General features: G+C 72.0%; 12 protein-coding genes, 1 tRNA gene and 1 pseudogene. 11 read left to right on the top strand and 3 right to left on the bottom strand.

Features of this window, described 5'->3' with window-relative positions; all coding sequences use genetic code 11:
- The 3 genes and pseudogenes from ACFHWE_RS13365 to tmk all read left to right on the top strand — a co-directional run.
- A pseudogene (locus ACFHWE_RS13365) lies at positions 1-332 on the top strand (hypothetical protein); the annotation flags it as partial.
- A 608-nt stretch (positions 333-940) separates the two neighbouring features.
- The gene (gene topA / locus ACFHWE_RS13360; RefSeq protein ID WP_416601626.1) at positions 941-3,799 is read left to right on the top strand and encodes a type I DNA topoisomerase; all 2,859 of its coding nucleotides are present in this window, start codon (positions 941-943) and stop codon (positions 3,797-3,799) included.
- 247 nt (positions 3,800-4,046) lie between these two features.
- Entirely contained in the window at positions 4,047-6,152 is a 2,106-nt protein-coding gene (gene tmk / locus ACFHWE_RS13355; protein WP_416601625.1) for a dTMP kinase, read from the top strand.
- Between the two features lie 18 nt (positions 6,153-6,170).
- On the opposite strand, the gene ACFHWE_RS13350 is transcribed toward tmk, so the two are convergent.
- Positions 6,171-6,812: a dihydrofolate reductase family protein gene (locus ACFHWE_RS13350; protein WP_416601623.1), complete on the bottom strand. Its 642-nt coding sequence runs from the start codon at positions 6,810-6,812 to the stop codon at positions 6,171-6,173.
- A 160-nt stretch (positions 6,813-6,972) separates the two neighbouring features.
- Here ACFHWE_RS13350 and ACFHWE_RS13345 point away from each other — a divergent pair, with 160 nt between their 5' ends.
- The 4 genes from ACFHWE_RS13345 (at position 6,973) to ACFHWE_RS13330 (ending at position 10,616) form a co-directional block, all read left to right on the top strand.
- Positions 6,973-8,145, top strand: coding sequence for a DNA polymerase III subunit delta' (locus ACFHWE_RS13345; protein ID WP_416601622.1), 1,173 nt, complete (start codon positions 6,973-6,975; stop codon positions 8,143-8,145).
- 101 nt (positions 8,146-8,246) lie between these two features.
- A complete protein-coding gene (locus ACFHWE_RS13340) occupies positions 8,247-9,809 on the top strand; it encodes an alpha/beta hydrolase (RefSeq protein ID WP_416601621.1) in 1,563 nt (520 codons plus the stop codon).
- Positions 9,810-9,899: 90 nt separating this feature from the next.
- Positions 9,900-9,972, top strand: a tRNA-Thr gene (locus ACFHWE_RS13335).
- Positions 9,973-10,250: 278 nt separating this feature from the next.
- Positions 10,251-10,616: a hypothetical protein gene (locus ACFHWE_RS13330; RefSeq protein WP_416601619.1), complete on the top strand. Its 366-nt coding sequence runs from the start codon at positions 10,251-10,253 to the stop codon at positions 10,614-10,616.
- Between the two features lie 16 nt (positions 10,617-10,632).
- Here the strand turns inward: ACFHWE_RS13330 and ACFHWE_RS13325 are convergent, their stop codons facing one another.
- On the bottom strand, positions 10,633-11,466 hold the full coding sequence (locus ACFHWE_RS13325; RefSeq protein WP_416601617.1) for an exonuclease domain-containing protein: 834 nt from the start codon (positions 11,464-11,466) through the stop codon (positions 10,633-10,635).
- Positions 11,467-11,627: 161 nt separating this feature from the next.
- On the opposite strand from ACFHWE_RS13325, the gene ACFHWE_RS13320 reads away from it, so the two are divergent.
- Both ACFHWE_RS13320 and ACFHWE_RS13315 read left to right on the top strand, forming a co-directional pair.
- Positions 11,628-11,894: a hypothetical protein gene (locus ACFHWE_RS13320; RefSeq protein WP_416601616.1), complete on the top strand. Its 267-nt coding sequence runs from the start codon at positions 11,628-11,630 to the stop codon at positions 11,892-11,894.
- Positions 11,895-11,943: 49 nt separating this feature from the next.
- A complete protein-coding gene (locus ACFHWE_RS13315) occupies positions 11,944-12,321 on the top strand; it encodes a hypothetical protein (RefSeq protein WP_416601615.1) in 378 nt (125 codons plus the stop codon).
- Positions 12,322-12,328: 7 nt separating this feature from the next.
- On the opposite strand, the gene ACFHWE_RS13310 is transcribed toward ACFHWE_RS13315, so the two are convergent.
- Positions 12,329-12,859 (bottom strand): hypothetical protein, encoded by a 531-nt coding sequence (locus ACFHWE_RS13310; protein ID WP_416601613.1) that lies wholly within the window; start codon positions 12,857-12,859, stop codon positions 12,329-12,331.
- A gap of 497 nt (positions 12,860-13,356) precedes the next feature.
- On the opposite strand from ACFHWE_RS13310, the gene ACFHWE_RS13305 reads away from it, so the two are divergent.
- Together ACFHWE_RS13305 and ACFHWE_RS13300 are read left to right on the top strand one after the other, a co-directional pair.
- On the top strand, positions 13,357-13,587 hold the full coding sequence (locus ACFHWE_RS13305) for a hypothetical protein (protein ID WP_416601612.1): 231 nt from the start codon (positions 13,357-13,359) through the stop codon (positions 13,585-13,587).
- Between the two features lie 73 nt (positions 13,588-13,660).
- The gene (locus ACFHWE_RS13300) at positions 13,661-14,233 is read left to right on the top strand and encodes a sigma-70 family RNA polymerase sigma factor (RefSeq protein WP_416601610.1); all 573 of its coding nucleotides are present in this window, start codon (positions 13,661-13,663) and stop codon (positions 14,231-14,233) included.
- Positions 14,234-14,303: the final 70 nt, after the last annotated feature.

The following is a 14,303-nucleotide window of genomic DNA, read 5'->3' as shown; positions in this document are numbered from 1 at the left end:
CCGTGCTGGGCACGGCGGGCGCCTCCGCCACCGGTTCCGACGCGATCGTCCGCCAGAGCGCCCCGGCCGCGCAGCCGGGCATCCCCGTCGTCGGTGACCTGCCCGAGCTGCCCGTCTCCGACACCGTCGGCCAGGTCGCGCCCTACACCCTGACCGAGACCGTCCCGCAGGCCGGCGAGGGCTACGTCGGTGACCAGGACGCACGCGAGGCCGTCGCCCCGCTGCCCGCCGCCGGCCAGGCGGCCCCCGCAGGCGACGCGCTGGGCGGTCTGACCGGCGGACTGCCCCTGGTGGGCGGCCTGACCGGTGGCCTGGGCGGCCTGCCCCTGTAGACCCTCCGAGGGCCCGGCGGGGTGATCCGCCCCACGGCCCCGGGAGTCCGGTGTCTCGTTCCGTAATGGATCGCGGTGGACTGCGAGACGCCGAGCACGACCGGGCCGGAAGGTGGAGGGATCCCAGGGGCCCGACGGACAGGCGCGTCAGCGCCGCGGACGTCGACCGGACAGGCGTTCCGTCCCGTGCACTCCCGTTCCGTAATGGATCGCGGTGGACTGCGGGAACGACGGGACGGTCGCCTGCTCAGGACGTGTCACGAGTCCTCCCGGGAATATCCGGGAGGACTCGCCGCATTCTGACGGGCATGGAGCACCGCTCCAAAAATGTGACAGAAGTCACTGTGCGGGCGGGTTCCAGGTGCTCTCCGAGGGCGGTGGGCGACCATGGGGGAGCGACCCCGTGGCCACTCGCGGGCGGCGCGGGGCGGTGCCGGTTCGGGTAACGCTTATTCTGCGGTTGCCGATGGCGGCGGTTCCGGACCCGAAGGGCGGGTCCCGCCCGGCCATCGACGGGGGAGGGCCTGGAATTCGGTTACTGTCGGTTCCCAGAGGACCGAAGGACCACGGCCGGACAGATCACACAGGGCTAGACGTAGGGGAACAGCGTGCCACCCACGAAGGGCAGCGCCGGCGAGAACGGCTCCAAGAACAGCGGACGACAGGGGACGGGGACCGCTCTGGTCATCGTCGAGTCGCCCGCCAAGGCGAAGACCATCGCCGGGTATCTGGGCCCCGGCTACGTCGTGGAGTCCAGTATCGGTCACATCCGAGACATGCCGACCAGGGCCGCCGAGATCCCGGCCAAGTACAAGGGCCAGGCCTGGGCCCGGCTCGGTGTGGACGTCGACGGGGACTTCGAGCCGCTCTACGTCGTCAACTCCGACAAGAAGGCACACGTCAAGAAGCTCAAGGAGCTGATGGCCGACGCCGACGAACTCCTGCTCGCCACGGATGAGGACCGCGAGGGCGAGGCCATCGCGTGGCACCTGCGAGAGGAGCTCAAGCCCAAGATCCCCGTCCGCCGCATGGTCTTCAACGAGATCACCAAGGACGCCATCCGCCGCGCCGCCGACAACACGCGCGATCTGAACACGCGACTGGTCAACGCACAGGAGACACGGCGCATCCTGGACCGCCTCTACGGCTACGAGGTCTCCCCCGTGCTGTGGAAGAAGGTCATGCCGAAGCTGTCGGCCGGCCGCGTCCAGTCCGTCGCCACCCGGCTGGTGGTGGAGCGCGAACGCGAGCGGATGGCTTTCACCTCCGCCGAGTACTGGGACATCAAGGCGGTTTTCGACGCCGCCGGAACGGGCGCTGAGGAGCCCGCCTCCTTCCCCGCGACCCTGGTGGGCCTGGACGGGGTGCGGGTGGCGGTCGGCCGCGACTTCACCGCACAGGGCACGCTCCGCCCCGACCGCACCGTCCGCCAACTGGACGGGGCCACCGCGAGGGGTCTCGCCCAGCGCCTGTCGGGTGCGGCCTTCGCGGTCACGGCGGTGGAGCGCAAGCCCTACCGCCGCTCCCCCTACGCCCCGTTCCGCACCACGACCCTCCAGCAGGAGGCGTCGCGCAAGCTCGGCCTCTCCTCCAAGCAGACCATGCAGGTGGCGCAGCGGCTGTACGAGAACGGCCACATCACCTACATGCGTACTGACAGCACCACGCTGTCGCAGAGCGCCCTGAGCGCGGCGCGCACGCAGGCCACCCGGCTGTATGGCGCCGACCACGTGCCCGACAAGCCGCGTGTGTACGCCAGCAAGGTCAAGAATGCCCAGGAGGCGCACGAGGCCATCCGCCCGGCGGGCGACACGTTCCGCGTTCCGTCCGAGACCGGGCTGAGCGGCCCCGAGCTCCGCCTCTACGAGCTCATCTGGAAGCGCACCGTCGCCTCCCAGATGAAGGACGCAGTCGGAGAGTCCGTCACGGTGCGGATCGAGGGGACCTCCTCGGACGGCGAGCGGGCCGAGTTCACCGCCACCGGCAAGATCATCACCTTCCACGGGTTCCTCAAGGCCTATGTGGAGGGTTCGGACGACCCGGCCGCCGACCTGGACGACCGCGAGCGCCGCCTGCCCCCCGTGGCCGAGGGCGACCCCCTCAAACCCCGCTCCCTGGAGGCCGAGGGGCACAGCACCCGGCCCCCGGCCCGTTACACCGAGGCCACCCTGGTCAAGGAGCTGGAGGGGCGCGAGATCGGCCGGCCCTCCACCTATGCCTCGATCATCGGCACCATCCTGGACCGCGGCTACGTGTTCAAGAAGGGCACGGCGCTCGTGCCGTCCTTCCTGGCCTTCGCCGTCGTGCAGTTGCTGGAGCGCCACTTCGGGAACCTGGTGGACTACGAGTTCACCGCCCGTATGGAGGAGGTGCTCGACGACATCGCCCGCGGCGAGACCGAGAGCCTGCCGTGGCTGCGCCGCTTCTACTTCGGCGGCCGCGACCCGCAGGGCGAGGAGGAGACCGGGCTGAAGAACCTGGTGGCGGGCGACCACCTCTCGGAGATCGACCCCAAGGAGGTCAGCTCCCTGCCGCTGCCCGGCACCGACATCGTCCTGCGTGTGGGCCGCTACGGCCCCTACCTCGACCGCGAGGGGACACGGGTCAACGTGCCCGAGGACCTCGCCCCGGACGAGCTGACCGTGGAGAAGGCCGAGGAGTTGTTCGCCCAGCCCAGCGGCGACCGCGAGCTGGGAAGCGACCCCGAGACCGGCCGCCTGGTCGTCGCCAAGACCGGCCGCTTCGGCCCCTACGTCACCGAGGTGCTGGAGGAGCCGGAGGAGGGTGAGACCAGGAGCAGGTCCAAGGCCAAGGCCAAGCCGCGCACGGCCTCACTGCTGAAGTCGATGACCCTGGACACCGTCACGCTGGAGGACGCGCTCCGGCTGCTGTCGCTGCCCCGCGTGGTCGGTGAGCTCGACGGTGAGCAGGTCACCTCCCAGAACGGCCGATTCGGCCCGTACCTGAAGAAGGGCACCGACAGCCGCTCGCTGGAGACCGAGGAGCAGATCTTCACGGTCACCCTGGAGGAGGCCCAGGCGCTCTTCGCCCAGCCCAAGCAGCGTGGCCGGCGCGCGGCCAAGCCCCCCCTGCGCGAACTCGGCAAGGACCCCGAATCGGGTGCCTTGATGGTGATCAAGGACGGCCGCTTCGGCCCCTACGTCACGGACGGGGAGGTCAACGCCTCCCTGCGCAAGGGCGACGAGGTCGAGTCGATCACCGACGCCCGTGCCGCGGAACTGCTCGCCGAGCGCCGTGCCAAGGCTCCGGCGAAGAAGAAGCCCGCCGCGAAGAAGGCTCCGGCCAAGAAGCCCGCGGCCAAGAAGGCCGCTGCCAAGAAGCCCGCCGCGAAGAAGACGGGGACGACCACGGCCAGGAAGACCTCGACGGCCAGGAAGGCCGCCGCCGCGAAGAAGGACGGCACCCCCGGTTCGACCGCCAAGGGCTCCTCGGGCGGCACCTCCTGAGCCGTCTCCCGGGGGCGCCGCCCCCCACGGGCCTCCCCGCGTCCGACGAGGGCCCGCGGACCGTCCTCCGGTGACGAACGGTCACAGGCCGGTGCACCCCCTGTTGGCGGGTGATCTTCCGTACTAGTCTGTCTGTGACGGAGGAGAACACGTGAAACGTCTGTGACTTTCGGCTCCGTCTCCCGAATCATGTGGCGGGTCGCCGACCCGTCTGGCCCTATCCCCCGCACGGATAACCTTGAGCGCTATGAGCAGATCTGCACCCCTGGGAGCGCCGTCCGAGGCGCGCCACGTCCTGGCGATCTCACCTTTCAGAAGGCTGTGGATCTCGCTTTCCCTCTCCAGTCTGGGTGACTGGCTGAGCCTGCTGGCCCTGATGTCCCTGGCGGCGATCTTCACCGCCGACGGGTCGCGGATGGTGCAGTACCTGGCCGTCAGCGGCGTCGTGGTCATCAAGCTCGCCCCGCCGATCCTGTTGAGCCCGCTGGCCGGGGTGGTCGCCGACCGCCTCGACCGTCGCTGGACGATGGTCATCGGCGACATCCTGCGCGGTCTGCTGTACGTCTCCATCCCCCTGGTGGGGCTGGGCTTCCCCGGTTTCGCGCTGGAGTGGTTGCTCATCGCCAACCTCCTGGCCGAGATCGTCGCCCTCTTCTGGGCCCCGGCCAAGGACGCCACCGTCCCCAACCTGGTGCCGAAGAAGTTCCTGGAGCAGGCCAACCAGCTCAGTCTGCTGACCACCTACGGCACCGCGCCCGTGGCGGCCCTGCTCTTCGCCGCACTGGCCTCGGCGAGCAACGTGCTCGGGGCCCTGGTGCCCTCCATGGCCAGCCCCGAGGCCGACGTCGCCCTCTACCTCAACGGCGTCACCTTCTTCATCGCCGCGATCGTCATCGTCGGCCTGCCGATCCCCAAGCACAAGTCGCCGGTCGAAACCGACGACACCTCCGACAGCGGCATCCTCCGCGCGGTCTTCACGGGATGGCGCTACCTCGGTGGGACCCTGCTCGTGCGCGGCCTGGTGCTGGGCATGCTCGGCGCCTTCGCCGCCGGGGGCGCGGTCGTCGGTGTGAGCCGCATCCACGTCGAGCACCTGGGTGCGGGCAACGCCGGGTTCGCGGTCGTCTTCGCCGCCGTCTTCGCCGGTATGGCCCTGGGCATGCTCGCCGGGCCGCGCGTCCTCAAGAAGTTCAGCCGTCGCCGCCTGTTCGGCCTGAGCCTGGCCGTCTCCGGCCTAGCCCTGCTGCTGGCCGGAGCGGTCCCCGACATGGTGTTCACCGCGGTGCTCACCGGTGTGCTCGGCGCGGGTGCCGGGATCGCCTGGGTGATCGGGCTGACGATGCTCGGCCACGAGGTCGAGGACGCCTACCGGGGCCGGGTCTTCGCCTTCGTGCACGGCGCCGCGCGCGTGGTCCTCGTGGCGTCCACGGCGCTGGCCCCGCTGGCCGCCGGGCTCATCGGCGACTACAGCCTCCCGGTCGGATCGCTCACCTACGACCTGTACGGCAGCGGTGTGGTCCTCATGGCCTCCGGCCTGCTGGCGGTGGTCGTGGCGCTGGTCTGCTACGGCCAGATGAACAAGGGCGCGTCCGACTCCGGGCCCGGCCTGCTGCCCGAACTCTCCGCGGCCCTGCGCGGCGTCGACCTCTCCGACGAGGACGAGCAGCGGCAGGAGCGGCCGCCGGGGGTGTTCATCGTCGTCGAGGGCGGTGAGGGCTCGGGCAAGTCCACACAGGTCAGGGAACTGACGGTGTGGCTGCGCGACCAGGGCTTCGAGGTGCTCGGCACCCGCCAGCCCGGCGCGACCAAGCTCGGTATGCGCCTGCGCGGCCTGCTCCTGGACCGGGAGAACTCCCACATCACGCCCCGCGCCGAGGTCCTGCTGTACGCGGCCGACAAGGCCGACCACATCGACCAGGAGATCCTCCCGGCGCTGCGGCGCGGCGCGGTGGTCATCAGTGACCGCTACGTCGACTCGATGCTGGCCTACCAGGGCGTGGGCCGGGACCTGGACCCCGAGGAGATCCGTGGGATCGCCGACTGGTCGACCCGGGGCGTGGTCCCCGACCTCACCGTGCTGCTCGACGTCGTGCCCGAGGACGGCCTCGCCCGCCTGGGCCGCCCCGCCGACCGCATCGAGGCGGAGTCGCTGGAGTTCCACAAGCGGGTCCGCCAGGGCTTCCTGAGCCTGGCCAGGACCGATCCGGACCGCTACCTGGTACTCGACGGCGGTGAACCGCAGGACAAGGTCGGCCGGGAGATCCGGCGCCGGGTCCGTTCCCTGCTGCCGGACCCCGTCCCCAGCAGTTCGGAGGCGGTCACCGGGATGATCCCGGTCATCAGGAACGACTGACGCGGGCCGCGTCCGCCGTCACCGGTGGACGCGGTACCTCAGGTGGGTGACGCCCGGGGCCTCCACCGCCCGCTCCTGCTCCAGCACCGCGCCGTCGACGCCGTCGAACAGCCGCTCGCCGGCGCCCAGGAGCACGGGGACCAGGTGGAGGTCGAGCCGGTCCAGGAGACCGGCGTTCAAGCAGGCGCGCACCGTGGCGGCTCCGCCGGCCACCAGCACGTCCTGACCGTCGGCGACGGCACGCGCGTACCCCACGGCGGCCTCCGGGCCCTCCGTGACGAAGTGGAAGGTGGTCCCGCCCTTCATGTCCACCGGCTCCCGGGGATGGTGGGTGAGGACGAACACGGGGGCGTGGAAGGGCGGCTCCTCGCCCCACCAGCCCGTCCAGGGGTGCTCCTCGTCCCAGGGCCCCGGGCCGCCACCGAACATGTTCCGGCCCATCACCACGGCTCCGACGTTCCCCTCCACCTCCCGGAGCACGGCGGTGGAGGCGTTCTCCTCACCGCCGGACAGTCCGTGGCTTCCGCGCCACTCCGCCAGCGCGAAGGCCCACTCGTGCAGGGCCTTGCCCCCCACGCCCACCGGGTGGTCGACATCCTGTCCGGGGCCGGCCGCGTACCCGTCCAGCGAGACCGACAGGTGTGTCCTCGTGACGCCCATCTCCGGTTCCTCTCATGATCGGATGCGGGCACCGTACGCCATCGGGGTGACGAAGGACACCGCCGTCCTCATCCGGGGTCGGCCCTGTGGACACCGCCCGGGCGTCGGCGGCGGCTCCTATCCTGGACGGGTACATCCACGCCCGTCCCGGGGGAGCCACGTGACCGTCTTCGACGACCTCATCGGCCAGCAGAGTGCGGTGCGCCAGTTCCAGCGCGCCGTCGCCGGGGCGGCGGACCTCGTGGCGGGCGGTCCCGGCACCGGGATGACCCACGCCTGGCTCTTCACCGGCCCTCCGGGGTCGGGGCGCTCGGAGGCGGCCCGCGCGTTCGCCGCCGCCCTCCAGTGCGCCGACGGCGGTTGCGGGCGCTGCCCCTCCTGCCACCAGGTGCTCGCCGGGACCCACCCGGACGTGCTGTACGTGCGGCCCAGCGGACTCAGCTACGGCGTGAAGGACACCCGCGACCTCGTGCTGCGCGCCGCGTCCAAGCCGTCGGGTGGGCGGTTCCGCGTCGTCCTGTTCGAGGACGCCGACCGCGCCACCGAAGCCGCCTCCAACGCCTTGCTCAAGGCGGTGGAGGAGCCCTCGCCCCGCACCGTCTGGCTGCTGTGCACCCCCACCCCGGACGACCTGCTCGTCACCATCCGCTCCCGCTGCCGCCTGGTCACCCTGGCCACCCCGGGGACGCCTGAACTGGTCGATGCGCTGGTCCGGCGCGAGGGTGTCGATCCCCAGGCCGCGCGGGCCGCCGCGAAGGCGGCGGCGGGCCGGATCGACCGGGCCCGCCAACTGGCCACCGACCCCGAGGCACGCAGACGTCGGGAGGAGGTGCTGTCCATCCCGGCCCGGCTCGACGGCCCCGGCGCCTGCGTGGTCGCCGCGGCCCGCCTCTACGCCATCGCGGAGGAGGAGGCCAAGACCCTCACCGCCGCCCTCGACGAACAGGAACGGAGCGAGCTGAAGGCGGCCTTCGGCGAGGGCTCCTCGGGCAAGGGCGTGGCCAAGGCGGTCCGCGGTTCGGCGGGGGCGCTCAAGGAACTGGAGGAGCGGCAGAAGCGCCGCGCCACCCGGACCAAGCGCGACTCCTACGACCGGGCGCTGCTCGACCTCGCCGCCTTCTACCGGGACGTGCTCACCCTCCAGTTGGGCGCACGGGTGGAGCGGTCGACCGACGAGCGCTCCGGCGACCTCGAACGCCTGGCGCGCTCCGGTTCGCCCGAAGCCACGCTCCGCCGGATCGACGCGATCATGGAGTGCCGCGGGCGCATCGCCGCCAACGTGCACCCCCAGATCGCCATGGAGGCCATGACATCGGCACTCCTGGTCGGCTAGCGGGAGGGACCGGCCCCACCCGATGGTGAGGGAGGGCACAATGGTGCGGCAGCGACGGCACGCCGACCGTGGTCGGCCGGACAGGAAGAGGGCGACCAGGCGTGGGGACCAGGAAACGAGGGCCACTGGCGGCCGTGCTCGCGGGCGTGCTGTTGGCGTCCGGCTGTGCCTCCGGGGGTACCGGACCGCTGGAGGAGGCGTCCGAACAGGCCGCGGACGTCGATGCGCTGGCCGACGTCACCGGCCAGGAACTGGAGTGGGGCCCCTGTGAGGAGGGGCTGGAGGAGGCCGAATGCGCCCTCTTCGAGGTGCCCCTCGACTACGGTGACCCGGGCGGTGAACGGATCGAGATCGCGGTCAAGCGCCTGCCCGCCGAGGGCAGCGACCCCATCGGCTCCCTGGTGGTCAACCCGGGCGGTCCCGGCGGCTCCGGGTACGACTACGTCGACCTCGCCGCCTACACCGTCAGCTCCGAGGTGCGCCGGAGCTTCGACGTCGTCGGGTTCGACCCGCGCGGCGTGGGCCGCAGCACCCCGCTCACGTGCCTGGACGCGCGGGAACTCGACGACTACCTCGGCATGGAGGCGGACACCGCCGACGGCGACGCCGACATGACCGAGGTCACCGAGGAGGGGATGGCGGAGCTGGCGGAGAGCAACCGGGGCTTCGTCGAGGCATGCCGGGCCAACCATCCGGAGCTCATGCTGCACGTGGGCACCGTGAACGTGGCGCGCGACATGGACGTGCTGCGCGAGCTGCTCGGGGACGAGAAGCTCACCTATCTGGGCGCCTCCTACGGCACGCACATCGGTGCGGAGTACGCCGACCAGTTCCCGAGCCGGGTGCGCGCCCTCGTCCTCGACGGCGCGGTCGACCCCAGCCAGGGCCAGTTGGAGCTCAGCGTGCAGCAGGCCACCGGGTTCGAGACCGCCCTGCGCTCGTTCGTCGAGGACTGCCTCACCCAGACCGACTGCCCTCTCGGCAGGCCCGGGGACAGCGTCGAGGACGGGATCGCGGTGCTCACGGGCTTCCTGGAGGACACGGGGGAGGAGCCGCTCGCCAACCACCGCGACGACCGCGAGGTGAACCGGCCCCGCGCCGAACTCGGGGTGCTCGCCGCCCTGTACTCGGAGTCCTGGTGGCCGCGTGTGCGCGGTGCGCTGACCGAGGCGATGGACAGCGGCGACGGCACCGCGCTGGTCCTGCTCGGCGACGAGCTGTACGGGCGCTCCGACCCCGAGGAGTACGAGAACTCCACGGCGGCGCTCATCGCGGTGAACTGCTCGGACTCGGCCAGTCCCCGCGACATCCGGGCCTACGCCGAGGCCGCGGAGGACGCGGCCGAGGAGTCACCGATCTTCGGCCCTCCGCTCGCCTGGGGCGCGCTGGCGTGCGCCTACTGGCCGCAGGAGGCGGTGGACCCCGGCGGTGAGCTCGACGCCGCGGGTGCCGACCCGATCATGGTGCTCGGCACCACCAGGGACTCGGCCACGCCCTACGCCTGGTCGGTCGCACTGTCCGAACAGTTGGACTCGGGCTTCCTGGTCACCCGGGACGGTGACGGCCACACGGGCTACCGGATGGGCGACACGTGTATCGACGCGATGGTGGACGCCTACCTCATCGACCTGGAGGTCCCCGAGGACGGCATGGCCTGCGCGTGAATCCGGTGCTGCCGTGCGCCCGGCGTGTGCGAGACACCCTGGGGAGGCGCTAGACTGGTCACCGCTTCGCCGCGTTCCACGCGGTGCGGCGCCGCCTTAGCTCAGTCGGCAGAGCGATTCACTCGTAATGAATAGGTCGTCGGTTCGATTCCGACAGGCGGCTCCGCTGTGACCAGCACGAACGCCACCCCGGTACGGGGTGGCGTTTCGCTTTGGGGCCGGTCGGGTGGCCAATTGGGTGGCCAATGCCTGTGCCGAGCCCCGGAAGCGTTGACCTCACTCCCAGCACCGGTCCCGGGCGGGTGAGGCCCTGCATCGGAAGCAAGATCGAACCCGAGTGCTGACGTAGGGGCCCGGCGTGTCGCTGCCGGTCAATGGATGCTTACTGTACGTTCTGTGGATGAGTGTCTCTTATGGGCGGAATGCGGGTAGATGTGCGCCATGAGCTTAGTGTTCATGGTGTTCCTACTGGTAGCCGCTGTCCTCGCGATCGGGGGAGGCTCCTACGCGGTGCGGCGCGTCGTCGCCTCGCTGGAGGAGCGCCTCAGGCCGGGACCGGCGGCTCCGCCCGCCGACGTGGCGGACGCCCCGCCCCGGGAGGTGGGCGGCTACGTGGCGGCCCAGCGCCGGGCGGGGGAGCTGCCGCCGTCCCTGCGGACGCGGGTGCGGGGCCTCCTCGCCCTGGGGCGGACCGAGGAGGCGGTCCGCCTCGTACGCGAGCACACGGCCGAGGACGAGGAGACCGCCCGGGGGATCGTCGCCGACCTCGACACGGGTCGGGGGCCGGGACGGCTCCTGGAGCCGTAGACCGCCCCCGGTGCCGCTAGGGCCAAGTACCGTCCACCACGGTGCCGTGGTCGGGCTTGGTCCGGTCCAGCCACTCCTGGCGGCCGCGAGCGTACTCCAGCGCCCACGCCACCTGCTTCCTGTGCAGTTCGGCCAGTTCCAGTGCCGCCACCGCCGGGTGCCGGGCACCGATCTCCTCCGCCACGGCCAGTGCCGCGGAGGCGTCCGCCGCGGCCGTGTGGGCCTCGGTCAGGGCCACACCGTAGTACTCGCTCATCGCACCCAGGTTGCGCTTGCCCTTCCGGTAGGGCTCGACGCCGCGGTCGATCACCAGGGGGTCTACGACCGGTGCCACCTCGCCCCCGAGCCGGTCCTCCAGCGAGGCGAGCCCGTGCCGTTCCAGTTCCAGGGCGAGCACCTTCAGGTCGTAGGGGGCGTTGAACACGACCAGGCCCCGTGCGGCCCCCAGGTGCGCGGCGAGGGCCTCGGCGATCTCCTCCAGGCACTCGGCGGCGGGGCGCCCCTCGGCGCGCGCCCGCTCGGTGCTGATTCCGTGGATGGCCACCGCGTCGGCGGGGATCTCGCGCGGTCCGGGATCCACGAGCCAGGTGCGTCGGCCCCCGTCGCGGTCCACGAGCGCCGCCGAGACGAGGAAGGCGGTGCGGGGGTCGCGCGCGGAGGTCTCGGAGTCGAACCCGAGCAGGGCGGTGGTGTGCCATCCCGCGTGTGCCGCGCGCGGGGGCGGTACGGGGCGGGGTTCGTGGTCGGTGCAGTAGGTGCGCCAGCGCCCGGTCTCCTTGAGGACGACGCCCTCACCGGCGTCGACACGGACCGAACAGGTGGTGCAGGTGCCGGGATAGCGGTTGCGCATGGATTCCCTCTCCGCCCGGGTTCGCGGTGCCGCGGTGTACGGCGGTGATCGTGGATCATCGTAAGTCGGGGTGGGGACAGACCGGAGGGGAACGGCTCGGAACGTGCGGGTCTTGTGGGACGGGTGTGTGCGTCCGCCTGGTTGTGGGGTAGAGAAGGGGCATGAGTCTGGAAGAGGCATCACGCCAGTTGGAAGCAGCGATCCACGACGCGCGCGTCGCCTTCGACTGCATCCTCCTGGAGGAACTGGACCGGGCGCACACGAACGCCATCACCGCCCGGGCCGCGGTCGACGCCGCCGAGCAGGCGATCAGGGTCGCGCTGGAGAAGCAGGAGGCGGCCAAGGCCGGGGATTCCGAGGAGGACGAAGGGGCCGACGGCTCCGCGGGGGGCACGGTGAAGGCCGAGGAGGTGGAGTCAGCGGACTGATCCCCCAGGGGTATCGAACTTATTTTCGAACGACGGGTATGCTGAACGCATGCCCGATCAGTCGCTGAGGCCGGACTGGCCCGCGGGTGTGCACCCACCCGGGGCGGACTCCTTCGAACAGACGGCGCTGGTGTGGTTGTTCGACCACGTACCGGCCGACTACCGACTGCACGGGGTGCTGCGGCGTCATCCGGTCGCGCTCTCCCGGCTCGCCCACCAGTACGTGTCCGCCGCGCTGGAGGCGGCCAGGGAGGGTTACCGCACCGCCCGGGTGGACCTGCGCGAGCACCTGCCACCGCACGCCCTTGACCAGGTGATGAACGCCTACCGCGACGAAGGGCGGCGTATGGCCGCGCTCCTGCGCTCCGTCGAGGCGGTGGACGCCGAACTGCGCGCCGCCGCGACCGGCGGGGGCGGCGATGGGTGAGTACCGGTCAGGCGGTCACCCGGACCACCACGGCGACCTCGTCGCCGGTGTTGACCAGGTGCTGGCGCCCCCGCGCCGCGGACCCCACGACACGCGCCCGGCCCTGGGTGAGTTCGGCCGCCGACAGGATGGACCCGTCCGCCCCGGAGGCGACCAGGTGCGCCCGGCCGCCGACCAGGAACAGCACCTCCAGCGCGGGCCCATGGCCGGGGCGCCCCTCCGGCTCGGGGACGAAGCCGTTCGGTTCGAGCGCCACCACGCTCACCCGGATCCGCCCGGCCGCGTGGCGTCGTGCGGCGCGGGGCGCGGGCTGCCAGCGTCCCCGCAGGGACGGCCGCAGCGCGGGGCGGCCCAGCGCCTCGGCGGCACCGCGGGCGGCGGCCACCAGGCGGCCGACGGTGGGCAGAGGACGCTGCGCCAGGTGGGCGTAGCCGGAGCGGCGCCCGGCGTCGACCACGTCACCGATCCCTTCCAGGGAGACCTGGTCGGTACGGGCGGGGGCAGTGGGAAGCACGGAGGTGGAGGCCTGGTGCGGCATTGTGGAAGGATCCTTCGCGTGTGCGCGTCCGAGGGCCTCGGACGCGCGACTGTCGTCGACGGCCCCGCTCGGGCGGGGCGGTGGCGGTCAGGCGTCTCGACGCGCGAAGGCGGAGACGGCCGGTTCCGCAGGAGGAGCGGGCACCGCGCCGGGCGCGGGCGAAAGCCTCAGTGGCGACAGCGACAACACGGACACGTCGGGAACGCCTGGTGGCGAGAGGCCTCGAAGGCCGTGCGAGCCGTGGCGGACGACGTGTGCGGATGCATGCTCCCAAGGAGACCAGCAGAGCACGGGAGGCGTCAAGCGATCATGGATATTCGGGCGTGTCGATCACGCCACTCCGAGCGCGTCCGGCTTCTGTTGCGAGCGGCGCCACGGGGTGGTGACATGTGGGAACCGTGAACGGTGTGGGAGCGGTACCGACACGGGAAGTCCCCCGTCCCCCAGCCGCAGTGATCAGGAGAGGCCGCGATGGCGCCCAGCTCCAGAGGCCTTCGTTGACCCCGGGAACCCCGGGGCTGTGGGCGCGCGTGTTCGTACGCGCGCTCGTCGTCGTGGCCGCCGGGGTGATGGCGCTCGGCTTCCTCGGACCGGGGGAGGGGCTGCTCATCGCGGGCCTCACCACGCTCACGTACGTACTGATGTGGCTGCGCGGCCGGACCTCGGGCGTCGTGCCCGAGCCGCGGCGGGCGCCCGGGCCGGGAGGCGGGGAACCCGGGGCCGGGTGAGCACCTTCCGGGGCGGCCGGTCTTTCGGCAAAGGCCGGGGGGCGCCACCGGCGGCGGCGTAGATTCTAGGTCTATGACGGACCGGGACCTCCTCCGCGCCCTGCGCTCCAGCCGTACGTCCGCCGAGGACGCCTACACGTACCTGCTCGACGCCTACGGGGAGGAGCTGTACCGGAGCTGCATCCTGGCCCTGCGCGATCGGGATGCAGCGCACGTGGCGCTCAGGGACACGCTGATCGTCGCCCGTGCGCACATCCGGCACGTGCCGGACGCCTGCCGCCTGCGGGAGTGGCTGCACGTGCTGGCCGAGGCCGAGTGCGCTCGGCGCGCGGTCCGGGGAGCCGCTCCAGGACCGCAGTGGCGGATGCCGGAGCACGTCGAGTTCGTGCGGTCCAGGGTGCTCGACGGCATGGCCGGCCCCGGCCTCGACGCCTACCGGGCGCACGTGAGCGCCCGCGCCGACCACTTCGGCAGGGACGGCTTCCCGCTCCCGGCGGCGGCCCGCCCGCTGGCCAGGGGACTGGTCACCCTGCTGCCCGTCCTCGTGGTCCTGCTGTGCCTGCTCCTGGCGATCCTCGTGGCGGACTACCTCCTGGGCGGCGGCTGGGGCACGGCGCAGGAACCGCCGGTCGACGCCGTGCGCTGACTCTTCGTGTTCCCACAGCCCGCTCGTCACCCACCGCCGCCCTCAGCGGACGCCTGCGGCGCGGTTCTCT

The sequence above is a fragment of the Nocardiopsis sp. LOL_012 genome, from assembly GCF_048060475.1.
Classification (GTDB): Bacteria; Actinomycetota; Actinomycetes; order Streptosporangiales; family Streptosporangiaceae; genus Nocardiopsis.
Note: the sequence above shows the minus strand (reverse complement) of the source record. Positions and strands in the feature narration are given on the sequence as shown.